We start from the raw sequence: 21255 nt of genomic DNA on the forward strand, positions 1-21255 counted from the left end.
CGGCCACCTCGCGCCCGAGGACCGGCCGGACGCGATCGGGGCCGCGGTGACCTCGTGGGCGGCGCGGCACAGCCTGTAGCCTGCGGTCCTACGAGAGGACCGGAAGCACCATGCCGTTGCAGATCAGGGTCATTGACGCCGGCCACCCCGCCGACCTGCTCGACCTGCCGTGGGGTCTGCCGCTCGAACAGTGGCCCGACGAGACGCTGGTCGCGCTGCCGCGCGGCATCTCGCGGCACGTGGTGCGCTTCGCCCGCGCCGGCGACGAGGTCGTGGCGGTCAAGGAGGTCAGCGAGTGGGCCGCCGCCCGCGAGTACGAACTCCTGCGGGACCTGGACCGGTTGGCGATCCCCGCGGTCGACGCGATCGCGGTCGTCACCGGCCGCGAGGCGGCCGACGGCACCGCGCTGGAACCGGCGCTGGTCACCCGGCACCTGGGCGGCTCGCTGCCGTACCGGTCGATGTTCGAGACCACGATGCGGCCCGGCACCGTCAGCCGCCTGCTCGACGCGCTGGCGGTGCTGCTGGTGCGGCTGCACCTGGTCGGCTTCGCCTGGGGCGACTGCTCCCTGTCGAACACCCTCTTCCGCCGTGACGCCGGGGCGTACGCGGCCTACCTCGTGGACGCCGAGACCGGCCAGATACAGCCGCGGCTCAGCGCCGGGCAGCGCGACTACGACATCGACCTGGCCCGGGTGAACATCGCCGGCGAGCTGATGGACCTGGAGGCGGGCGGCTCCCTGCACCCCTCGGTGGACCCGGTCACCTTCGCCGAGGCGATCTGCTCCCGCTACGCCGACCTGTGGCACGAACTGACCCGCGAGTCCGTCTACCCGGCGGGCAAGCGGCACTACATCGACCGCCGGATACGCCGCCTCAACGACCTCGGCTTCGACGTCGCCGAGATGCAGATCCAGCGCTCGCCGGGCGGTGACACCGTCACCTTCCTGCCCAAGGTCGTGGACGCCGGGCACCACCAGCGCCAACTGCTGCGGCTGACCGGCCTGGACACCGAGGAGAACCAGGCCCGCAGCCTCCTCAACGACCTCGAGCAGTGGATGACCACGCAGGACGACTACGCCCCCGGCGACCCGCTCGGCGCCCGCCCGGAGGTCCTCGCCCACCGCTGGGTCCGCCAGGTCTTCCGCCCGACCGTCCGCCTGGTCCCCCTCGACCAGCGCGGCAGCATGGAACCCGCGCAGATCTACCACGAGCTCCTCGAACACCGCTGGTACCTCTCCGAGCAGGCCGAGCACGACGTCGGCATCGAAGCCACCGTGGCCAGCTACCTCAAGGACGTCCTCCCCCGCATCCCCGACCCGGCCACGACCCCCGCCCCCACCGACGATTAGGCCGTGTCGGACACATAGCGTCGTCCCGCCGGAAGGGCGGGGGTCCCTCCCAGGCGAAGCTCTGGGGGGGAACAGAGCGCAGCGGGCCGCGCCGACGGCCGACGACGCTGGGGGCGCCTCCCGCCGTAGGCAGGGGGAGAGCGTGCGTGCCAGGCCCCGTCGGCTGGGGGCGCCCCCATGCCCCTGGCCATGGGGGCGGGATTCGTCGGCACGGCCAACCCTCCTCCGCCGATCGGCGGCCGGTGCGGGCGCCGGGCGGCGGGCTCCGGGCGCGGTGGAGTGCGGGCGGCGGGAACCTTCGGCCCGGTGCCGGACACGTACAGGGCATGGAAGTGAACGACGTTGGCCCCACCGCGGCGGAGGAAGGCATATCCGACCGGGTGTTGTGGGCCTGGGCGGTCGACGGCGATCGCGAGGCGTTCGGGCGGATCTTCGACCGCCATGCGAAGACCGTCTACAACCACCTGTTCCGGCGGACCGCCGACTGGTCGGAGGCCGAGGACCTCACCTCGACGGTGTTCCTCCACGCCTGGCGCCGCCGTTCGGAGATCGTGCTGGACCGCGACTCGGCCCTGCCGTGGCTGCTGGGCATCGCCGAGCACCTGGTGTCCAACACCCGGCGGCGCCTGCGGCGGGCCGAGGCACTGCTGCACCGGCTCGTCTCCCATGACGAGCCGGCGGGCGACCACGCGGACCGCGTGGCCGGCCGGGTGGACGACGAGCGCCGGATGTCGCAGATCCACCGGGCGCTGGCCCGGCTGCCGCGCCATGAACGCGAGGTCGTCGAGCTGTGCGTGTGGTCGGGCCTGGACCAGCAGGCGGCCGCGGCGGCGCTGGGGGTGGCGGTGGGCACCGTCAAGTCCCGGCTGCACCGCGCGCGGCGCAGGCTGGGGGCCGACCTCGCCGGCGGACCAGGGGCCGCCGCGTCGTCTTCCGGTTCGAAGAATCCCGTCACCGCGGAGGAGGGCGCACGATGAACGACTCGCCAGGTGTTCCCGCGCCTCCCCCTGATCGTGAGCTGCCGCATCACCGGCGGCTCCGAGAGGACCTACTGATGAAGATCGATCCAGAGGACAAGCCGGCCTCGTTCGCCCGCAGGTGGGGGCTGCCGTTGGGCATCGCCGCCGCAGTCGCGGCGGCGAGCGTCGCGGCGGTGACCGTCTTCAGCGGGCAGGGGGCGGCCCAGCCGGTCCGGGCCGGCAGCGGCGGACGGGCGACGAGCGCGGCCGCCTCACCGAGTGCGGGCCGGGTCTCTCCGCCGGCCGGAGCGGGGACCGGCTCGACGCGGCCGTCGTCCCCCAGCGCCTCCGCCACCTCCGGGACGTTCACCGTCACCGGTACGGCCACGACCCCGATCGCACCCGGGACGGCCACCAAGATCCTGGCCTCGTGCCTGGGATCGGACGCGTCGAACTACCACGCGGTGATCGCCGTCCGTACCCCTGCCGCGTCCACGGACTGGGACGGCGCGGTGATCGCCGTCGACTCGGCCGGCCAGTACGTGCAGTGCGAGGCCAAGGGCGAGAAGGGGAGCAGCCAGGACCACCCGCCGACGTTCGTCAACAACCGCCTGTGGGGCACCGGTCACCTCGTGGAGTACTTCGACTCCGTCGGCGAGCCGGCCGGTTCGGGGCGCTACCTCTCCCTCGGGGCCGGGCACTACACCTCCGGCATCGCCAAGATCACCGTCAGCTACGGGGAGGACGCGACCGAGTATCCGGCGGTCATGGCGGGCGGTGCGTTCTTCTACAGCGCGGCGTTCTCCGTCGGCACGCCGGCCCCCAAGTACTTCTCCGCGATGGCGACCCCGTACGTCCACGCCTACGACGCGGCCGGCAAGGAGGTCTACGACCAGAAGAAGGACCCGCAGTTCGCCGCCGGCTCCCAGTAGCAGGCCGGCTCCGCACCCCGCGGCCCACCCCGACCCCCGTGCCTGCCCCTTCGGCCCCCGATCCCGCTCCGGCGGCGGGTGGTGGGGAACACGGGGGCGGGCGGGGGGATTGGTCAGGAGGAGGGGGGACCGCAAGGATCGAAAGGGATGTACTCGTGGATCTCGAACTGACCGGCCGCCGTGCCCTCGTCACCGGTGCAAGCCGGGGCATCGGGCTGGCCACCGCGAAGGCGCTGGCGGCGGAGGGCGCGGACGTGGGACTCGTCGCGCGGGGGGCCGAGGCGCTGGCCGCGGCGGTGGCAGAGGTGAAGGCGGTTGCGGGGCCGGGCCGTACGGTGGTGGGGCTGCGGGCCGACACCGGGGACGACGCGTCGGTGGCGGCACTGGCCGAGGAGGCGGTGCGGGCGCTGGGCGGGGTGGACATCCTGGTGAACTCCGCCGCGACTCCGAACCCCGGCAGCTTCCCGGAGGAGGAGCTGGAGGCCCAGTTCAACGTGAAGGTGCGCGGCTATCTGCGCACCGCGCGGGCGTTCGCGCCCGGGATGGTCGAGCGCGGCTGGGGCCGCGTCATCAACATCAGCGGGCTGGCGGCCCGTCAGACCGGGTCCGTGGTGGGCTCGGTGCGCAATGTGGCGGTGGCCGCGCTGAGCAAGAACCTCGCCGACGAGTTGGGCCCGCAGGGTGTCAACGTGGTGGTGGTGCACCCGGGCTTCACCCGTACCGAGAAGACCCCGCAAACCCTTGCCGCGATGGCGGCCGCGCACGGGGTGAGCGCGGAGGAGGTGGAGCGCAGGGCCGCGGCGGACATCTCGATCGGGCGGATCGTGACCGCGGCGGAGGTCGCCGACGTCATCGCGTTCCTGGCGAGCCCGAAGAGCGTGGCGCTCAACGGCGACCCGGTGCTGGCCGGCGGCGGCGTCCGCGGGCCGATCCACTACTGACCGCGTCGCACGTTCGGGTGATGGTCTGATGATCCGTTAGTTCTGATGGTCGATCAGGCCGCGCGGGGCCGGCGAAGGCGTTCCTACGGTGGAGCGTGCCTTCGTCTGCCCCGCCGCCCGAGTCCCGTCCCTCCGCCGCCTCCCCGGTGCCCCGACCGGCGGCCCGGCCCGCGCGGGCCGCCAAGGGCGCCGCCGCAAAGGGCGCCCCCGTCAAGGGCCCGGCCCGCACCCGCACCGTCCCGCGCGCCGCCCGCGAGCCCGGGCCGTCCGTGCCCGCCCCGCGCCTGGCCGGGCTGGACGGACTGCGCGCCCTGGCGGTCGCCGCCGTCGTCGCCTACCACGTGCACCCGGGCTGGCTGCCCGGCGGCTACCTCGGGGTGGACGTCTTCTTCGGCATCAGCGGGTTCCTCATCACCCACCTGCTGGTGGGCGAGCACCGGCGGACCGGCCGGATCGCGCTCGCCGGGTTCTGGCGGCGCCGCGCGCTGCGCCTGCTGCCCGAACTCCTGCTGGTGCTGGCCGCCTGCGCGGCCACCGCGCGGCTGACCGCCGGGCTCGGCACCGGCATCGGCGACGGGCTGCGCGGCGACACCCTGGCCTCGCTGGCGTTCGTCAACAACTGGTGGCAGATCCACCAGGGCGCCGACTACTTCCACCACTTCGGCAGCCCGCCGCTGCTCCAGCACCTGTGGTCGCTGAGCGTGGAGGAGCAGTTCTACCTGGTCTGGCCGCTGCTGCTGGCCGCGCTCCTGCCGCTGCGCCGCGGCCGCCGCATGACGGCCGCGCTGCTCGCGCTGCTGGCGGCGGGCGGCGCGGCCGTCTCGCTGTGGCGGATGCACGCCCTCGGGCCCGGCGCCTCCGGCGGCTCCCGGGCGTACTTCGGCACCGACTCGCACTGCGGGGCGCTGCTGGCCGGGTGCGCCGCCGCGCTGGCGCTGCCCGCGCTGGCCCGGTACGCCGACCGGCTGCCGCACCGGGGCCGGGACGCCGTACGGACCGCGCTGGCCGTCCTCGTCGCCTTCGCGGTGCTCGGCCCGGGCAACGGCGTGATGTACGGGTGGGGGTTCGCCGCGGTCGCCGCCGCGACCACCACCGTCTGCGCGGGCTGCGCGCTCGGCGCCCAGCCGCGGCTGCTGGACACCGCGCCGCTGCGGCTGCTCGGCCGGCACTCGTACGGGCTGTACCTGTGGCACTGGCCGGTCGTGGTGACGGTGAACGCCCTGTGGCCGGACACCTCCACGTCGGTGCGCCTGCTGGAGCTCCTCGCGCCGCTGCCGCTGGCGGTCGCCGCGCGGCGGCTGGTCCGGCGCCCGACCGCACTGCTGCGGGAGCGCGCGGGCGCCGCGAAGACCGCGGAGCGAGCGGCGGACGGGGCGGCGGACGGCCCGGCCGCGGCGGTGCCGGCGCCGGCGCCGGCGCCGGGCGGCAGGCTCCACGGCTGGCCGCGGTACGGCCGCACCGCGTGGGGCCGGCTCCCCCGGCGCCATCCGGCGCTCACGGTACTGGCCGGCGCGGCCGCCCTCGCCACCGCCGCGGTGCTGGCCAGCCCGGCGTCGGCGCCCAGCGCCCTGGAGAACCAGCTGCGAGCCGGCGCGCAGTACGAGGCGACGCTCGCCGGGAAGGGCGGTGACGCCCGCGCGGCCGCGCCGCACGGCGCGTCCCGCGCCGCGGCCCCTCCCCCGGCGCCGGTGCCCGCGCCCCCCGCGGACTCCGGGCCGTCGGCCGCCCCGTCCCAGCCGGCCGCCGCGCCCTCCCCCGCCCCCGGCGGCGTGGACGGCACCGTGGACGGCAGCGACGTCACGGTGATCGGCGACTCCATCACGCTGGGCTCCGCGGAGGACCTGCACCGCCTGCTGCCCGGTGTCCGGCTCTACGCCCAGGTCGGGCGGATGATGGAGGACGCGCCGGACATCTGCGCGCAGCTGCTGGCCCGGCACGAGCTGCGCGGCACCGTGGTCCTCGCGCTCGGCACCAACGCCACCTTCGGCGCGCAGGACGTGGACCGGGTGCGCGAGGTGGTCGGCGACCGGCGGATCGTGCTGACCACCGTCCGCGGGCCGTTCCCCTGGCAGGACAGCGTCAACAGCACGGTGCGCGACTACCACGCCCGCCACCCCGAGGTGCTGCTGGACGACTGGTACACCGATGTCGCCGGGCACCTGGACCTGCTGTGGATCGACCACGTCCACCCGCGCGGCGGCGCCGGTACCTCGCTCTTCGCGACCGGTCTGGCCGACACCCTGGCCGGCGGGGTCAGTTGAGGCAGAGCCCGAACACGCAGGGCGAGCTGCGGCTCGGGCTCGGGGTGGGCGAGGAGGACCCGGTGCCGGTGGGGGTGGCGCTCCGCGGCGGGGACGTGGCGGCGCTGGGGGTCGTCACACTGCCGGAGGCCGTGGTGCCCGGGGCGCGGGGTGTGGTGGGGGCGGCGGACGCGGAGATGCCGGGGTCCGCGGCGGGCGGGGCCGCGGCGGAGGTGCGGGGGCGCGCGGCGGAGTGGCTGCCGGGCGGCGGGCTCGCGGTGGCGGTGGCGGCGCCGGGGCCCGTACGGCCGGGTGATGACGGGTCGTCGGAGACGGACACGGCGGGCGGGCGGGAGGAGGAGGACGAGCCGGCGGATATCACCGCCGCGGCGATCCCGGCGCCGACGAGGGCGAACGCGGCGACGACCGCGGCTCGGCGGCGGTTCCTGCGCTGCCGCTCCTCACCCGGCTCCGGGGTGTCCTCGGCGGTGCCGGAGCCGGCGGCCGGGCCGGATATGCCGGGCGGCGCGTGCCCGGACGGTTCCCTGGCGGCGGGTTCCTCCGGCGGGAGCGCCACCTTGGCGGCCGCGGCGGGCAGGGCCGTGGTGGCAGCGGTCGCGGTCCCGTCGGCGTCCGCGTCCTCCGCGGGTGCCGGCGGCAGGTCGACCGGTGCGCGGCCGGCCGGGCCGCGGGGGTCGATGTCCGGTGCGTAGGCGCCGCATCCCGGGCACATGAAGGCGCCGTTGAGGGCGCGGCGGCAGCCCGCGCAGTAGTCCGACCGCGCGGCGGGCGGCTCGGCCGCGCGGCCCGGATGCGTCGACGGTGTGCTCACTGACCCCGATTCTCCCGCCGGGCTCCCGTTTCCCATGGGCCGCAAGGCTAGTTCACGCCCTGCCGGGCGCCCGGCCGGGGGCGGGTGCCCGCCTCCGGCGTGTCCCCACCGCCCGGCCCGCTCCTGCCCCATACCCGTACATGTCACGGCAGTCGGCGCTCCGCGCGGTGTGCCGGGGCCGGCCGGCCGAGCCGGGCCAGCGGGGAGCACGCCATGTACAGCGGGGACAGCACGAGGGCGGCGGCGGTCGCCAGCAGCGCGGTGCGCGGGCCGCAGTACGCGGCGAGGGCGCCGCCGAGCAGGGAGCCGAAGGGGCCCATGCCGATGCCCGCGACGTTGAGGGTGGCCACCACGCGGCCCTGGAACCGTACGGGCGTGGCGGCCTGCCGGATCGCCGTGGTGGTCACGTCGACGAGCTGGCCGAAGGCGCCGAACAGGACGTTGACCGCGGTGAGGGCGGCGAGCGTGGCGGGGCCGGAGCCGTGCAGCGCGGGCACGCCCAGCATCACGCCGTCGGCGAGCGCGGCCGACCCGACGAGCACCGGGCCGAGGCCGAGCCGGGACGGCAGCCGTGCGGCCAGCGCCGAACCCGCCAGCGCGCCCGGGCCGGTGGCGGCGAGCACGAGTCCGACCGCGCCGCCGGACAGGTGCAGGGTGCGCGGCAGGAACAGCAGGTAGACGGTCATCAGGGCGGCGAAGGAGAACTGGAAGAGGGCCGACGCGGCGCCGACGGCGCGCAGCACCGGGTCGCGTACGACGAGCCGGAGCCCCTCGCGGATCTGCCGTCGTACGCCGCCGGCCCCGGGTGACGGTGTGTCAGCGGCATGGTGGCCGCCCGGCCGGACCCGGCGCACGGCGAGTGCGGACAGCGCGAACAGGGCGGTGCAGCCCGCGGCGGCGAAAGGCGCGCCCAGCAGCGAGACCAGTCCCCCGCCGAGCGCGGGCCCGGCGATCCGGGCGGCGGACCTGCTGCCTTCGAGCACGCCGTTGCCCTCGGTGAGCCGCTGCCGCGGCACCAGCCGGACCAGCGTGGACTGGTAGGCCACGTCGAAGCACACCGACAGGGAGCCGGTGAGGAAGGACAGGGCGAGCAGCAGCGGCAGACCGAGCCCGCCCAGGAGGTAGGCGAGTGGGACCGCGGCGAGGACGGCGGCGCGGCCGAGGTCGGCGAGGACCATGACCCGGGTGGAGCGGCGGCGGTCCACCCACACGCCGACCAGCAGCGACAGCAGCAGGATCGGCGCCTGCTCGGCGGCGCGCAGCAGGCCGAGCCGGCCGGGCCCGGCGTGCAGCTCCACGACGGCGAGCAGCGGCAGCACCGTGGCCGCGGCCTGCTCGCCGAGCTGGGAGGCGGTCTGGCCGGACCAGAACCGCCGGAAGTCGGGGTCCCGCAGCAGCCCGGCAGGGGGTTCGGCACGGGTGGGTGCGGGCGGCGGAACGTGTGCGGGAGGCGGCGGCGGTACGGTCGGCACGGGTGCCCCTTGGGTCGCGAACAGCGGCGCCGGTGGCGGGGGGCGCGCGGTTGCCGCGCCCCGGGACCGGGCAGGGAAGGGCTCGCTGTGCCGCGCGCCGGCCGCAGGCCGGTACCGGGCGGGCGCCGTTGCCGGGCGCCGACCGTGTTCAGGGGCAGCACGCGATGACGGGTCGGAGACGACCTACGGCGTCAGCGCGCGCTTCGGTGACCGGGCACCTCAACTCTCCTTCTGCGACGACCGCCACATCGTAGCGGCGGGACGGGTGGCGCGGGCGGGTCGGTCCGCCGCGGGCGGGGGCGGCGGGCCGAGGATGCGCCCCATGGTCACCAAGAGCTTCGCCGCCGCGTTCATCACCTTCTTCTCCGTCGTCGGCCCGCCGAAGGTGCTGCTGTCGTTCGCGCACCTGGCACGCCTGCACGAGCGCGGGCGGCTGCGGCTGATCGCGCTGCTGTCGTCGGTGCTGGCGCTGGCGGTGGGCGCGCTCGCCGGGTTCACGGCGCCCTGGCTGCTGGAGCTGTTCCACATCTCGGCGCCCGCGCTGCTGGTGGCGGGCGGCATCATCTTCTTCATCTACGCGATCGGCCTGGTGCTCGGGGTGCATCTGGGCGTCGAGGCGCCGGACGAGGACCAGCCGGACGTGGTGGGCGGGATCAGGGTGCTGCTGATGCCGTTCGTGGTCAGCCCGCTGGCGCTGACCGCGATCCTCATCGAGGCGTCCGAGCGCGACTCGTGGTCCTGGCGCGGCACGGTCGTGGGCGCGTACGAGACGGTGATCGTGCTCGACCTGGCCTGCGTGCTGGTGCTGGCGCCGCTGCTGCGCCGGACGCACCACACCGTCATCGAACTGCTCAGCCGCCTGCTCGGGCTGCTGCTGGCGGCGGTCGGCGTCGATGTGGTGCTCAACGGGCTGTCCGCGCTGGGGGTGCCGGGGCTGGGCCGCGGCGGGCACTGACCCGCGCGGCCCCGGCCCCCGCCCCGGCTCTGGCGCTCAGCCGCGGGCGCGTGGCTACCCTTCCTGCTGCCCGCTCTGCTCCTGGGCGAGCAGCTCGAACTCCAGGGCGCCGTCCAGCGATTCGCGGATGAGGTCGGCGTGGCCCGCGTGCCGGGCCTGCTCCTCGATGAGGTGGAGCAGAATCCAGCGGGCGCTGCGCTTGGCGTCCTTGGGGAACCACGGCGCCTCGGGCAGCGCGACGCCGACGTCGAGGGTGGGCAGGGCGGCGACGGCTTCCCGGGTGGCGCGCGCCACCGCGTCGAGTTCGGCGAGGACGTCGGACAGCCGCTCGCCGGGCAGCAGTTGGAACTCGTCGGCCCAGTCCTCGGGGCCCTGGACGCGCTGGGGCTCCTGGCGGCCCATCAGGACCACCTGCACCCAGTCGTGCTCGCGGCGCGCCGCGTGCTTGACGAGGCCGCCGAGCGACATCGTGCTGGCGCTGGGGTGGGCGGCGGCCTGCTCGTCGGTGAGCCCCAGCACCGCCCGGCGCAGCGCGCCGCGCTGGGCGTCGAGGAACTGAAGCAGGGCGTCGCGCTCGTCGGTCTCCGCGTTCACCAGGCTCGGCATGGGTGTGCACCTCTCGGTCCTGCGGCCCCGGCTCTCCGGCGCCGTCCGTCGTGATGCCCCCAACGGTAGGGAGCAATGCGGTCAGGTTCGGTCCGCGAGGGCCCGGGCCCGGGCGGCGGGCCCCGGGCCCGTGTGGTGGGCCGTCACGGGCGCGGAGTTCAGGGCGAGTTGGCCGGGGCATGGTGGTGCGGGTGATACCGCTGGGGCTAGGGTCGGGGCGCCCGAGCCCGCCACCGCGCCCGCGCACGTGGTCGGGGCCGGGCATGCCGAGCGCTCCGCCCGACCACCTTGGGGGTTTTTGTGAACGCCACCGCACTGCGCCGCCGCGCGACCGCCCTGATCATCGCCATCGCCGCCGCCACCGCCCTGGGCACCGCGTCCGCCCGGGCGGACGACTCCCCCGGCGGCTGGGTGGCCGCGGGCAGTTCGACGGTGAACTCCGTGACCGGCGGCGAGGGCATCGCCACCAAGGCCGACGGCTCGCTGCTCACCCGGGGCCTGGGCTCGGTGCCGCTGCGGCTGCGGGTCCAGGGCTGGAACCACGTCGGCGACCCGGACATCGTGGGCGGCTACGTCTACGACGCCTACCAGGGCGGCGACGACGCCACGTCGAAGCTCTTCGAGGTCACCACGCCGTCCGGCGCGACCTACGACTACACGCACCCGCTGGACTCCGGCGAGCTGCTGAACAACTCGTTCGCCGCGGTCTCCCCCGACGCCCAGTGGCTGGTGGAGGGCGAGTGGGGCACCGAGGGCCGGCTCCAGGTCTTCCCCGCGCCGCTGACCAACTCCTCGACGCCGGCCACCGGCGGCACCCTCCCGCAGGCCGGGCAGATCACGCTGGACCGCAGCGTCGACGACATCCAGGGCTGCGACTTCGTCTCCGCGACGCGCCTGGTGTGCTCCTCCGACGACGCGGCGAAGGACGTCGTCCAGGTCGACCTGCCGCACGCGCTGGACGGCACCGCGGTCACCGGGCAGGTCACCACGCTCTTCCAGCTCCCGCAGAGCAGCATCTGCTCGGGCACCTTCGAGGCCGAGGGCATCGACTACGACACGGCGGCGAAGCTGCTGCGGGTGGAGATCGTGCCGCCGAGCGTGTGCGAGGTCGCCACGACGGTGTACGCCTACCGGCCGACCACCGGCTGACGCCCGCGGGGCGCCTTCGGGTGCCCTTCCCGCGGCCCCTTCTACACCCTCGCCGGGCCGAAATGTCCCGGTGAGACATCCGTCCCGGTGGGACATTTGTCTCACCGGGAAAAATGTCCCACCGGGACATTCGGGCGTAGCGTCGTACCCATGGACGCCGACGTACCAGGACAGCGCGGCACCGCCGGGACCGACCGGCGGCTGCTGCGGGCCCGCCGCACCCGGGAGGCACTCGCCACCGCCGCGGTCGAGCTGATTCTGGAGCGGGGGCTGGCCGCCACCACGGTGGAGGCCGTCGCCGAACGCGCGGACGTCACCCGCCGCACCTTCAGCCGGTACTTCACCGGCAAGGAGGATGCCGCGCTCGGCTTCGTCCGCGACGACGGCGAGCGGATCAACGCGCTGCTGCGCACCCGCCCCGCCGACGAGCCGCCGCTGCTGGCCTACCGCCGGGCGGTCCGCGCCTGGCTCACCGACCCGCGCACCCCGGCCCGCCATCTGCGGCCGCAGATGCGCCGGATCATCGCCCTGCTCGACTCCGAGCCCACCCTGTTCGCGGCCTACGAGCGCATCCGTGTGGACGCGCAGGACGAGTCGGTGCGGATCGTCGCCGAGCGGCTGGGCACCGACACCCTGCGGGACCTGCGCCCGGCCGTGGTCGTGGAGGCCGCGGCGGGCGTGCTGACCGCCGCGCTGCGCGCCTGGGCCCACACCCCGCAGGACACGGCGGCCCCCGGCGGCCCGGGCGCCGACCTCACCGACCTGGTCGAGCGCGCCTACGACGTCCTCTCCAGCCAGGCCGCCTCGGCGGCCGCACACCGCAGCACCGCACCATCACGCACCACCGAACCATCACGCACTACCGATGAGTGAGAACACCATGAGCAACACCCCCAGCTCCACCCCGGCCACCGGCTCCACCGAGTTCGCCGGCCGCACCGCTCTCGTCACCGGCGCCGCCTCCGGCATCGGCCTGGCCACCGCCCGGCTGCTGGCCGCCGGCGGCGCCCACGTCGTCATCGCCGACTACGACACCGCCGGCGCCGAGCGGGCCGCCGCGGCCCTGACCGCCGACGGGCTGTCTGCCGCGGCCACCACCCTCGACGTGACCGTCCCGGACTCCGTGGCGGCGGCCGTCGCCTTCGCCACCGAGACCTTCGGCGGCCTCGACCTCGCCGTGAACAACGCCGGGATCGGCGGCCCGAGCGCGCCCACCGGCGCGTACGACATCGCCGCGTACGACCGGGTCATCCGCACCAACCTCGACGGCGTCTTCTACTGCCTGCGCCACGAGCTGCCCGCCATCGAGGCCACCGGCCGCGGCGGCGCCATCGTCAACGTCGCCTCGATCCTCGGGTCCGTCGGCTTCGCCGGCTCGCCCGCCTACGTGGCCGCCAAGCACGGCGTGGTCGGGCTGACGAAGTCCGCGGCGGCCGAGTACTCCGCGCGCGGTATCCGGATCAACTCCGTGGGCCCCGGCTTCATCGAGACGCCGCTGCTCCAGGCGATGGACGACCAGGCGCGGGCCGCGCTGGTCGGCCTGCACCCGGCCGGTCGGCTGGGCCGGCCCGAGGAGGTCGCCGAGCTGATCGGGTTCCTGCTCTCCGACCGCGCCTCCTTCGTCACCGGCAGCTACCACCTGGTGGACGGCGCCTACACCGCCGTCTGAGCCGCGAGATCCGTCCCGCTGGAGAGGAGAACCCCCATGAAGGCCCTGCAGTACCGCACCATCGGCGCCGCTCCCGAGGTGGTGACCGTTCCCGACCCCGAGCCCGGCCCCGGCCAGGTGCTCCTGAAGGTCACCGCCGCCGGCGTGTGCCACAGCGACATCGCCGTGATGAGCTGGCCGGCCGACGGCTTCCCGTACCAGCTGCCGCTCACCCTCGGCCACGAGGGCGTCGGCACCGTGGTCGCGCTCGGCGCGGGCGCGACCGGGGTCCGCGAGGGCGACGCCGTCGCGGTCTACGGCCCCTGGGGCTGCGGCCAGTGCGCCAAGTGCGCGGAGGGCAAGGAGAACTACTGCCTGCGCGCCGACGAGCTGGGCATCCGCCCGCCCGGGCTCGGCGCGCCCGGCGCCATCGCCGAGTACCTGCTCGTGGACGACCCGCGCCACCTGGTGCCGCTGGGCGGGCTCGACCCGGTGGCGGCGGTGCCGCTGACCGACGCGGGCCTGACGCCTTATCACGCGATCAAGCGGGCGCTGCCCAAGCTGGTGCCCGGCTCCACCGCGGTCGTCATCGGCACCGGCGGCCTCGGGCACACCGCGATCCAGCTGCTGCGGGCGCTGAGCCCGGCCCGGGTCGTCGCCCTGGACGTCAGCGAGGACAAGCTGCGGCTGGCGCGCGAGGTCGGCGCCCATGAGGCGGTGCTCTCCGACGACAAGGCGGGCGCCGCGGTCCGCGAGCTGACCGGCGGGCTGGGCGCGCAGGCGGTCTTCGACTTCGTCGGCGCCGAACCCACCCTGCGCACGGCCGCGGCCGTGGCCGGCATCGAGGCCGAGGTGGCCGTCGTCGGGATCGCCGGCGGCACGCTGCCGGTCGGGTTCGGCGCGCTGCCGTTCGAGGTGACGGCGTACGCCCCGTACTGGGGCAGCCGCGGCGAGCTCCAGGAGGTGCTGGCGCTGGCCCGCACCGGCGAGGTCTCCGTGCACACCGAGACCTTCTCGCTGGACGAGGCGCCGCGGGCGTACGAGCGGCTGCACGCCGGGCAGATCAACGGGCGCGCGGTCATCCTGCCCAACGGCTGACCGCCCACGTCCCCGGCAGCCGCCGCCGTAGCCACTGGCCGGTGGGCGGCTACCGGGCGGCGGCCAGGAACACCCGGCCGCCGATCTCGATGGTGCCGTCGGCGCCGGGCGCGCAGAGGATCTGCGCGCCCGGCGCCTGCGTGACGTTCAGGGCCCGTTGCAGTTCGTGGGCGAGCAGCAGCGCGCCCGCGCCGGTGGACCCGGCGCCCGGCCCGAGTTCGGCGCCGACGACCCGCCCGGCCGCCTCGTCGGCCCACGCCCACGCGTAGACGCGCTCCGCGCTGCCGTCCACCGGCAGCCCGAGGACCTGGGCCGGGTCGGCGTACTGCCGCAGCTCCCACGGCCCGGGCCACTCCGCGGCCGCGGTGACCCAGCCGAACTCCCCGTCGTGCCGGGCGAACACGTCGCCGAGCGCGGGCAGTTCCAGGATCTCCAGGTCCAGCAGCCACGCCGCGCCGATCAGCGCGTGCGGGTCGGCCGCCACGCCCTGTCCGGGCCGGTGCACCTCGACGGCGCCGCGTTCCGGGTCGTCCACGAAGACGGTGTGCGGGCAGCCGAGCCGGGCCGCCAGCTCCTGCCGCGCGTGCCGGTCGGGATACGGCCGCCCGTCGCGTACGACCGCGACCTCGCTGCCGTGGCGGCGGTCGGGGCCGCACAGGACGCTCAGGACGTCGATACCGGGACAGGTGGCGGGCACGGGAGCATTCAACCAGCCCCTGCCGGACCGGGGCCGGGCAGGCGGTTTCCGGGCAGCCGGGGACCGGACCGCACCGGAGTCGCGACGGTTCGGTCCGGCCGCGCAAGCAACCTACACCAGAGGTTAAGTGACGCTTCGTCAGCCCAGCGCGTCGACCCCGGTCAGCTCCGCCGACAGGGCCCACAGCCGGGCCGCCTGCTCGGGGTCGGCCGCGTAGTCCTTGACGCCGGTGCGGGGGCCGCCGGGCACCGCGGGGGCCGCGATGTCGCAGTCCTCCAGGTAGACCCCGCCCTTGCCGTCGAGTTGGGGCGAGGTCGCGGCGAACACCTGGGTGGCGGCGCCCTGTTCGGGGGTCTTGAAGCCGGCCGGGTTCAGCGGGTTGCCGTCGGCGTCGATCCAGCCGCGGTCCACCATCTCCTGCCGCGGCAGGTGGCGCTGGAGCGGGGTGAGGATGCCGCCCGGGTGCAGCGAGAAGGCGCGCACACCGCGGTCGCGGGCGAGGGTGTCGAGGTGGCGGGCGAAGAGCGCGTTGGCGGTCTTGGCCTGCCCGTACGCCTCCCACTTGTCGTAGTGCCCCTGGTCGAAGTGGAGGTCGTCCCAGCGGATCGGGGAGTAGTGGTGGCCGGCGGAGGAGACCGAGACGACCCGGCCGCGGCCCCGCTCGATGGCCGGCCACAGCCGGTTGACCAGCGCGTGGTGGCCGAGGTGGTTGGTGGCGAACTGCGCCTCCCAGCCCGGGCCCACCCGCGTCTCGGGGCAGGCCATGACGGCGGCGCTGTTGATGGTGAGGTGGATGTCGCGGCCGGTGGCGAGGAACCGCTCGGCGAACTTCTCGACGCTTCCGAGGTCGGCGAGGTCCAGCTCGTCCAGTTCCACGCCGTCGATCCCGGCCAGCGCCTCCCGCGCGGTGTCGGGGCGGCGGGCCGGCACGACGACGTGCGCGCCGGCCGCGGCCAGCGCGCGGGTGGTCTCCAGGCCGAGCCCGGAGTAGCCGCCGGTGACGACCGCGAGCTTCCCCGTCAGGTCGATGCCGCGCAGGACCTCGGCCGCGGTGCTCTCGGCGCCGAATCCGGAGGCGATGGGCTGCTGTGGTGTGGTCATGCGGTCGAGGCTAGGAGCTGGAGTGCGCTCGAAGGCAAGCGGTCGCGCGGCGCGGCGGCGGGATTCGGCCCGCGGCTCACGGGCCGGCCGGGTGCGCGGAGCCCGGCGGGTGCGGCGGGCCGCCTTCCGGGTGCGGCGGGGCGGGCGGAGCGGGCGGGCCGTGCGCGGCCTGCGGGCCCTGCGGCCGCGCCGGCCGGGACAGGACGGCCGTCGCCACGTACGACACCACGACCGCCAGGATCACCAGCGGCATCACGGTCAGCCCGTCCCGGCCGATCAGGAGCGTGGCCAGCAGCACCGAGGTGAGCGGCAGCCTGAGCACCGCGACGCTCATCGCGCCCATGCCGGTGGCGAACGCGGCGACCAGCGGCAGCCCGGGCAGGTGCGACATCAGCACCCCGCCGGCGGCGCCGACGTACAGGGACGGGAAGATCGGGCCGCCCCGGAAGGCGCTCAGCGACGCGGCGTACGCCAGGCCCTTGCACGCCAGGAGCAGGAAGAGGGTGCCGACGGAAGTGCCGGCCGCGCCGGACAGCAGCGGGCCCATGGCGCTCTGACCGGAGTACAGCACGTCGGTGGCGGGCCTGTCCGAGCCCTGCGCGTAGGCGACCGCCAGGCCCGCGACGAGCAGGCCGAGCAGCACCGTCAGCGGCAGCCGGCGCACCTCGACCCGGTCGCGCAAGCGCCGTGCCAGCCACCGGATCGCGGCCGCGAGCAGGGCCGCGGCCAGCCCGATCAGCAGCGCCCAGCCGAACTGGGCCGCGGTCGGGTCGGCCGCCTTCGGCACGTTAGGCAGCTTCAGGGAGTACGTCCCCAGGCCCGTCCAGGACCCGATGCCGACGAAGATCAGCGCGCCGATGCCCGACGCCAGCAGCCCCGGCACCAGCACCGGGCCCAACATCGGCCCGCCCAGCCCGGCCGCCTCCATCAGCAGGAACGCCCCCAGCAGCGGGGAGCCGAGCAGTGAACTGACCGCCGCGAAGCTGCCGGTGGCGCCGACCACCGCGTAGACGCGCGCGGGCAGCCCCGGGCGCAGCAGCCGGACCGACCCGGCGGCCAGCCCGCCCCCGAGCGCGAGCAGCGGCGCCTCCGGGCCGAGCACCGCGCCGAACGCCAGGGTGGCGAGCGCGGCCAGCAGGATGCCCGGCAGCGCGGTCAGCGCCGGAGTGCCGGCGGCGGAGAACCCGTCAGTGGGCTCATGGCCGCCGCGGCCGGGCAGGTACCGCACGCACAGTGCGGTCAGCAGCCCGCCGACCGCGAGCAGCGGCACCGGCCACCACGGCGGTGTCCCGTCGAACCCCAGGCCGCGGGGCAAGTCGTGGTAGAGCAGCGGTTCGAGCTTCCCGACCAGCGCGAGGAAGCCGAACGCCGCCGCCGAGACCGGTACGCCCAGCAGCACCGCGAACGCCAGCAGGACCAGGTAGCTGCGGCTGCGCAGCAGCGTGTCCGCGTCGCCCGCCGCACCTTCCGCCGTCCCCGCCGCGCCTTCCGCCCCGGCTGCCCCGCCCGCCATGACCCACCGCCTCGACCCCGACCGCACGCGCGTGCTCCGACCCGCCGAGCCAAGCACCGCGCGCCGCCGTACCCTTCGGCCGACACCTGCCGGTTCACCCGCGGGAGCGGCGCACGCGTCCGAATGCCGCACTGCGCCGGCCCGCCCGCGCCGATCCGCCGCCCGCGCGATGACGCGTCGCACCGCACACCGCACACCGCACACGCACGGTAACCGATTCGGTGCGCTGCGTCCGCTACGGTGGGCCGATGACAGCTCACGCCGGAGCGCGCTGCCTGGTGACCGGGGCGACCGGGTACATCGGTGGCCGGCTCGTGCCCCAACTCCTCGACGCCGGCTACGCGGTGCGCTGCCTGGCCCGCACCCCGGTGAAGCTGCGCGACTACCCGTGGGCGGACCGGGTCGAGGTCGCGGCCGGGGACGTGCTGGACCCGGCCGCGGTGCGCGCGGCCCTGGCAGACGTCGAGGTGGCGTACTACCTGGTGCACGCGCTGGGTACGGGCGCCGGGTTCGAGTACACCGACCGTACGGCCGCGCGGATCTTCGCCGAGCAGGCCCGCGCGGCGGGGGTGCGGCGCATCGTCTACCTGGGCGGGCTGACCCCACCCGGCGTGCCGGTGGGGCGGCTCTCGCCGCACCTGCGCTCGCGGACCGAGGTCGGCGAGATCCTGCTGTCGTCGGGCGTGCCGACCGCGGTGCTGCGGGCGGCGGTGATCCTGGGGTCGGGTTCGGCGTCGTTCGAGATGCTGCGCTACCTCACCGAGCGGCTGCCGGCGATGGTGACGCCGAGTTGGGTGCGCACCCGGATGCAGCCGATCGCGGTGCGGGACGTGCTGCGCTACCTGGTGGGCGCCGCGGCCATCCCGGCGGACGTGAACCGGACCTTCGACATCGGCGGCACCGGCGTGGTGACGTACCGGGAGATGATGCGGCGGTACGCGGCGGCGGCCGGGCTGCCGCGGCGGGTGATCGTGCCGGTGCCGGTGCTGACGCCGAAGCTGTCCAGCCGCTGGGTGGGGCTGGTGACCCCGGTCCCGGCGGGGGTGGCGCGGCCGCTCGCGGAGTCGCTGCGGCACGAAGTGGTCTGCCGCGAGCACGACATCGCCGCCTACGTGCCCGATCCGCCGGGCGCGCCGCTCGACGTGGACACCGCGCTGCGGCTGGCGCTGCAACGGGTGCGGGACGCCGAGGTGACCACGCGCTGGTCGTCGGCGTCGGTGCCGGGCGCGCCGAGCGACCCGCTGCCGACCGACCCGGACTGGGCCGGCGGCAGCCTCTACACCGACGTCCGCGAGGCCCCGGTGGCCGCCTCGCCGGACCGGCTGTGGCGGGTGATCGAGGGGATCGGCGGCGAACACGGCTGGTACTCCTTCCCGTTGGCGTGGGCGGTGCGCGGCCGGCTGGACCGGCTGGTGGGCGGGGTCGGGTTGCGGCGCGGGCGGCGGGACGCGCAACGGCTGCGGGTCGGGGACTCGTTGGACTTCTGGCGGGTGGAGGAGATCGAACGGGGGAAGCTGCTGCGGCTGCGCGCCGAGATGCGGCTGCCGGGACCGGCGTGGCTGGAGATGCGGGCCGGGACCGGGCCGGACGGCCGCACCCGCTACCGGCAGCGGGCCGTCTTCCAGCCGCACGGCCTGTTCGGGCACCTCTACTGGTGGGCCATCTCCCCTTTCCACACGGCCGTCTTCGGCGGCATGGCCCGCAACATCGCGCGGGCGGCGGAACGTGCGGAGCAGGCGCCGGACGGGGGCCGTACACCGGACGGGGACCTCACGCCGGACGAGGACCGTGGTACGCCGGAGGGTCCCGGGTCCCGGCCGTCGGGGAAGGGGCCTGCCGTATGAGCCCGGCCCGCGCCTCCCGGCCCGCCGGCTCCGCGGACGGCACCTCCCGCGCGGTCGTGCTGTTCACCTCGGACCTGCGGCTGCACGACCACCCGCCGCTGCGCGCCGCGCTGGCCGGCGCGGCCGAGGTGGTGCCGCTGTTCGTGCGCGACCCGGCGGTGGCGGCCGCCGGGTTCGCCGCGCCCAACCGGCTGGCGTTCCTCGCGGACTGCCTGGCCGCGCTGGACCAGGGGCTGCGCGAGCGCGGCGGGCGGCTGGTGCTGCGCGAGGGCGGGACGGTCGCGCAGGTGTGCGCGGTGGCGCGGGAGGCGGACGCCGCCGACGTCCATGTGGCGGCCGGGTGCAGCGCCTTCGCGCAGCGCCGCGAGGAGCGGCTGCGGCGCGCGCTGGCCGCGGACGGGCGGCGGCTGCACGTCCATGACGCGGTGGTCACGGCGGTGCCGCCGGGCCGGGTCGTCCCGAACGGCTCGTCGCACTTCGCGGTGTTCACGCCGTACTTCCGGCGCTGGCAGCAGGAGGGGCTGCGCGATCCGCTGCCGGCGCCGCGCACGGTACGGGTGCCGGCGGCCGTGCGGTCGGCGCGGATCGAACCGCGCTCGGCGGTCGGCGGGGTGTCGCCCGAACTGGCCGCGGGCGGCGAGGCGGTGGCCCGGCGGCTGCTGGGCAGCTGGATGCGGCACGGCGTCGAGGCGTACGAGGACCGCCACGATGATTTGGCTGGCGACGCGACGTCGCGGCTCTCGCCGCACCTGCACTTCGGCACGCTGTCGCCGGTGGAGGCGGTGCGGCGGGCGCGGGCGAAGGGCGGGCCGGGCGCGGAGGCGTTCGTCCGGCAGGTGTGCTGGCGCGACTTCCACCACCAGGTGCTGGCGGCGAATCCGGCGGTGGCGGCGGCCGACTACCGTACCCGGCACGACCGTTGGCGTACGGGGGCGGCGGCGGAGGCTGACACCGAGGCGTGGCGGCAGGGCCGGACCGGCTACCCGGTGGTGGACGCGGCGATGCGGCAGCTGCGGGCCGAGGGCTGGATGCACAACCGGGGGCGGCTGCTGGCGGCGAGCTTCCTCACCAAGACGCTCTACGTGGACTGGCGGATCGGGGCACGGCACTTCCTGGAGCTGCTGGTCGACGGCGACGTGGCGAACAACCAGCTCAACTGGCAGTGGGTGGCCGGCACCGGCACCGACTCGCGCCCCAACCGCGTGCTCAACCCGCTGCTCCAGGCCCGGCGCTACGACCCCGACGGCGGCTATGTGCGGCGCTGGGTACCGGAGTTGGCCGGGGTGGCGGGTGCGGCGGTGCACGAGCCGTGGAAGCTGTCCCCGCGGGAGCGCGCCGGGTGCGGGGAGTATCCGGAGCCGGTGGTGGAACTCGCCGACGGGCTGGCCCGCTTCCGGCGGGGGCGGGGCCTGGAGTAGGCCCCGTCGGACCCATGGCGTCGGCCGGCCCCGGGCGCGGCGCCCGCCGGCACCCGGCGCCCCACCGCCGTGATCGACCCCGTTGGTCCGTCGCAGACGCTTGACGCGGCGGAAGCCTTGCCCGCATCTTGGAGAGCGCTCTCCGCACTCTCCCCCACCCGCCTCGGAACCCCCACTCCACGGTTGCCGGCTGACGGAACGGCGTACCGCGCACCGGGCCGTCCTCCACGTCCCCGCACACCGCCGCGGCACGCCCCGGGCCGCCCACCGGGCCCCCGCCGGCCGGCCGAGTGGCATGGCACCGCCGAAGCGGAACACGCAACCGAAGGGAACGCCATGAGGCTCCTCCCGCTCGCGCGGCCGCGGCCGCCGGAACCCGAGCGCGGCAGATCGAGACCGCCGCGTCGCCGGCCGCTTCCGCGCCTACGGTCCCCCCGCCGGCAGCCCCCACGCCTACAGCCGTCGCACCAACGGCCTTCGCACCAACGGCGCTCGCGC

Annotated in this window: 18 protein-coding genes; 12 read left to right on the top strand and 6 right to left on the bottom strand. The window is 75.9% G+C overall.

Going from position 1 to position 21255, the window contains the following annotated elements; translation table 11 throughout:
• Window positions 1–110 precede the first annotated feature (110 nt).
• The 5 genes from WA788_RS13100 (at window position 111) to WA788_RS13120 (ending at window position 6445) form a co-directional block, all read left to right on the top strand.
• Window positions 111–1352 carry a DUF4032 domain-containing protein gene (locus tag WA788_RS13100; protein WP_335976556.1) on the top strand — a complete coding sequence of 414 codons (1242 nt, stop codon included), beginning with the start codon at window positions 111–113 and terminating at the stop codon, window positions 1350–1352.
• A gap of 326 nt (window positions 1353–1678) precedes the next feature.
• The gene (locus WA788_RS13105; RefSeq protein ID WP_335976558.1) at window positions 1679–2329 is read left to right on the top strand and encodes an RNA polymerase sigma factor; all 651 of its coding nucleotides are present in this window, start codon (window positions 1679–1681) and stop codon (window positions 2327–2329) included.
• Window positions 2330–2406: 77 nt separating this feature from the next.
• Window positions 2407–3243 carry a hypothetical protein gene (locus tag WA788_RS13110; protein ID WP_335976561.1) on the top strand — a complete coding sequence of 279 codons (837 nt, stop codon included), beginning with the start codon at window positions 2407–2409 and terminating at the stop codon, window positions 3241–3243.
• Between the two features lie 155 nt (window positions 3244–3398).
• Window positions 3399–4184 (top strand): SDR family NAD(P)-dependent oxidoreductase, encoded by a 786-nt coding sequence (locus tag WA788_RS13115; RefSeq protein WP_335976563.1) that lies wholly within the window; start codon window positions 3399–3401, stop codon window positions 4182–4184.
• Between the two features lie 95 nt (window positions 4185–4279).
• Window positions 4280–6445 carry an acyltransferase family protein gene (locus tag WA788_RS13120; protein ID WP_335976565.1) on the top strand — a complete coding sequence of 722 codons (2166 nt, stop codon included), beginning with the start codon at window positions 4280–4282 and terminating at the stop codon, window positions 6443–6445.
• On the opposite strand, the gene WA788_RS13125 is transcribed toward WA788_RS13120, so the two are convergent.
• Together WA788_RS13125 and WA788_RS13130 are read right to left on the bottom strand one after the other, a co-directional pair.
• Window positions 6438–7256: an SCO2400 family protein gene (locus WA788_RS13125; protein ID WP_335976567.1), complete on the bottom strand. Its 819-nt coding sequence runs from the start codon at window positions 7254–7256 to the stop codon at window positions 6438–6440. The two genes, WA788_RS13120 and WA788_RS13125, sit on opposite strands and share 8 nt — an antisense overlap.
• Window positions 7257–7399: 143 nt before the next feature.
• Window positions 7400–8728, bottom strand: coding sequence for an MFS transporter (locus tag WA788_RS13130; protein ID WP_443034022.1), 1329 nt, complete (start codon window positions 8726–8728; stop codon window positions 7400–7402).
• A gap of 322 nt (window positions 8729–9050) precedes the next feature.
• Between WA788_RS13130 and WA788_RS13135 the strand changes: the two genes are divergently transcribed.
• A complete protein-coding gene (locus WA788_RS13135) occupies window positions 9051–9683 on the top strand; it encodes a MarC family protein (RefSeq protein WP_335976569.1) in 633 nt (210 codons plus the stop codon).
• Window positions 9684–9737: 54 nt separating this feature from the next.
• Here WA788_RS13135 and WA788_RS13140 read toward each other — a convergent pair whose 3' ends face one another.
• Window positions 9738–10289 (bottom strand): DinB family protein, encoded by a 552-nt coding sequence (locus tag WA788_RS13140; protein WP_335976572.1) that lies wholly within the window; start codon window positions 10287–10289, stop codon window positions 9738–9740.
• A gap of 300 nt (window positions 10290–10589) precedes the next feature.
• On the opposite strand from WA788_RS13140, the gene WA788_RS13145 reads away from it, so the two are divergent.
• From WA788_RS13145 to WA788_RS13160, 4 genes are all read left to right on the top strand, one after another.
• Window positions 10590–11438, top strand: a complete 849-nt coding sequence (locus tag WA788_RS13145) for a hypothetical protein (RefSeq protein ID WP_443034023.1) — start codon at window positions 10590–10592, stop codon at window positions 11436–11438.
• 150 nt (window positions 11439–11588) lie between these two features.
• Window positions 11589–12311, top strand: a complete 723-nt coding sequence (locus WA788_RS13150; RefSeq protein ID WP_335976575.1) for a TetR family transcriptional regulator — start codon at window positions 11589–11591, stop codon at window positions 12309–12311.
• A 7-nt stretch (window positions 12312–12318) separates the two neighbouring features.
• Window positions 12319–13107, top strand: a complete 789-nt coding sequence (locus WA788_RS13155; RefSeq protein WP_335976926.1) for an SDR family NAD(P)-dependent oxidoreductase — start codon at window positions 12319–12321, stop codon at window positions 13105–13107.
• 36 nt (window positions 13108–13143) lie between these two features.
• Entirely contained in the window at window positions 13144–14184 is a 1041-nt protein-coding gene (locus WA788_RS13160) for an NAD(P)-dependent alcohol dehydrogenase (RefSeq protein ID WP_335976578.1), read from the top strand.
• Between the two features lie 49 nt (window positions 14185–14233).
• Here WA788_RS13160 and WA788_RS13165 read toward each other — a convergent pair whose 3' ends face one another.
• From WA788_RS13165 to WA788_RS13175, 3 genes are all read right to left on the bottom strand, one after another.
• Window positions 14234–14881: a PhzF family phenazine biosynthesis protein gene (locus WA788_RS13165; RefSeq protein WP_335976582.1), complete on the bottom strand. Its 648-nt coding sequence runs from the start codon at window positions 14879–14881 to the stop codon at window positions 14234–14236.
• A 138-nt stretch (window positions 14882–15019) separates the two neighbouring features.
• Window positions 15020–15982 carry an SDR family NAD(P)-dependent oxidoreductase gene (locus WA788_RS13170; RefSeq protein WP_335976584.1) on the bottom strand — a complete coding sequence of 321 codons (963 nt, stop codon included), beginning with the start codon at window positions 15980–15982 and terminating at the stop codon, window positions 15020–15022.
• Between the two features lie 76 nt (window positions 15983–16058).
• Window positions 16059–17495, bottom strand: a complete 1437-nt coding sequence (locus WA788_RS13175) for a chloride channel protein (protein WP_335976587.1) — start codon at window positions 17493–17495, stop codon at window positions 16059–16061.
• 248 nt (window positions 17496–17743) lie between these two features.
• Here WA788_RS13175 and WA788_RS13180 point away from each other — a divergent pair, with 248 nt between their 5' ends.
• Together WA788_RS13180 and WA788_RS13185 are read left to right on the top strand one after the other, a co-directional pair.
• Window positions 17744–19339: an SDR family oxidoreductase gene (locus tag WA788_RS13180; protein ID WP_335976590.1), complete on the top strand. Its 1596-nt coding sequence runs from the start codon at window positions 17744–17746 to the stop codon at window positions 19337–19339.
• Window positions 19336–20757: a cryptochrome/photolyase family protein gene (locus WA788_RS13185; protein WP_335976593.1), complete on the top strand. Its 1422-nt coding sequence runs from the start codon at window positions 19336–19338 to the stop codon at window positions 20755–20757. The genes WA788_RS13180 and WA788_RS13185 overlap by 4 nt, the downstream gene beginning before the upstream one ends.
• The last annotated feature ends 498 nt before the right edge of the window (window positions 20758–21255 follow it).

The organism is Streptomyces sp. CA2R106 (assembly GCF_037034245.1).
Lineage (GTDB): Bacteria > Actinomycetota > Actinomycetes > Streptomycetales > Streptomycetaceae > Actinacidiphila.

What these genes read in the sequence shown, in the direction of transcription:
- WA788_RS13100 (WP_335976556.1), top strand. Translation starts at nt 111, where the DNA reads ATGCCGTTGCAGATCAGGGTCATTGACGCCGGCCACCCCGCCGACCTG.
- WA788_RS13105 (WP_335976558.1), top strand. Translation starts at nt 1,679, where the DNA reads ATGGAAGTGAACGACGTTGGCCCCACCGCGGCGGAGGAAGGCATATCC.
- WA788_RS13110 (WP_335976561.1), top strand. Translation starts at nt 2,407, where the DNA reads ATGAAGATCGATCCAGAGGACAAGCCGGCCTCGTTCGCCCGCAGGTGG.
- WA788_RS13135 (WP_335976569.1), top strand. Translation starts at nt 9,051, where the DNA reads ATGGTCACCAAGAGCTTCGCCGCCGCGTTCATCACCTTCTTCTCCGTC.
- WA788_RS13140 (WP_335976572.1), bottom strand. Translation starts at nt 10,289, where the DNA reads ATGCCGAGCCTGGTGAACGCGGAGACCGACGAGCGCGACGCCCTGCTT.
- WA788_RS13150 (WP_335976575.1), top strand. Translation starts at nt 11,589, where the DNA reads ATGGACGCCGACGTACCAGGACAGCGCGGCACCGCCGGGACCGACCGG.
- WA788_RS13155 (WP_335976926.1), top strand. Translation starts at nt 12,319, where the DNA reads ATGAGCAACACCCCCAGCTCCACCCCGGCCACCGGCTCCACCGAGTTC.
- WA788_RS13160 (WP_335976578.1), top strand. Translation starts at nt 13,144, where the DNA reads ATGAAGGCCCTGCAGTACCGCACCATCGGCGCCGCTCCCGAGGTGGTG.
- WA788_RS13170 (WP_335976584.1), bottom strand. Translation starts at nt 15,982, where the DNA reads ATGACCACACCACAGCAGCCCATCGCCTCCGGATTCGGCGCCGAGAGC.
- WA788_RS13175 (WP_335976587.1), bottom strand. Translation starts at nt 17,495, where the DNA reads ATGGCGGGCGGGGCAGCCGGGGCGGAAGGCGCGGCGGGGACGGCGGAA.
- WA788_RS13180 (WP_335976590.1), top strand. Translation starts at nt 17,744, where the DNA reads ATGACAGCTCACGCCGGAGCGCGCTGCCTGGTGACCGGGGCGACCGGG.
- WA788_RS13185 (WP_335976593.1), top strand. Translation starts at nt 19,336, where the DNA reads ATGAGCCCGGCCCGCGCCTCCCGGCCCGCCGGCTCCGCGGACGGCACC.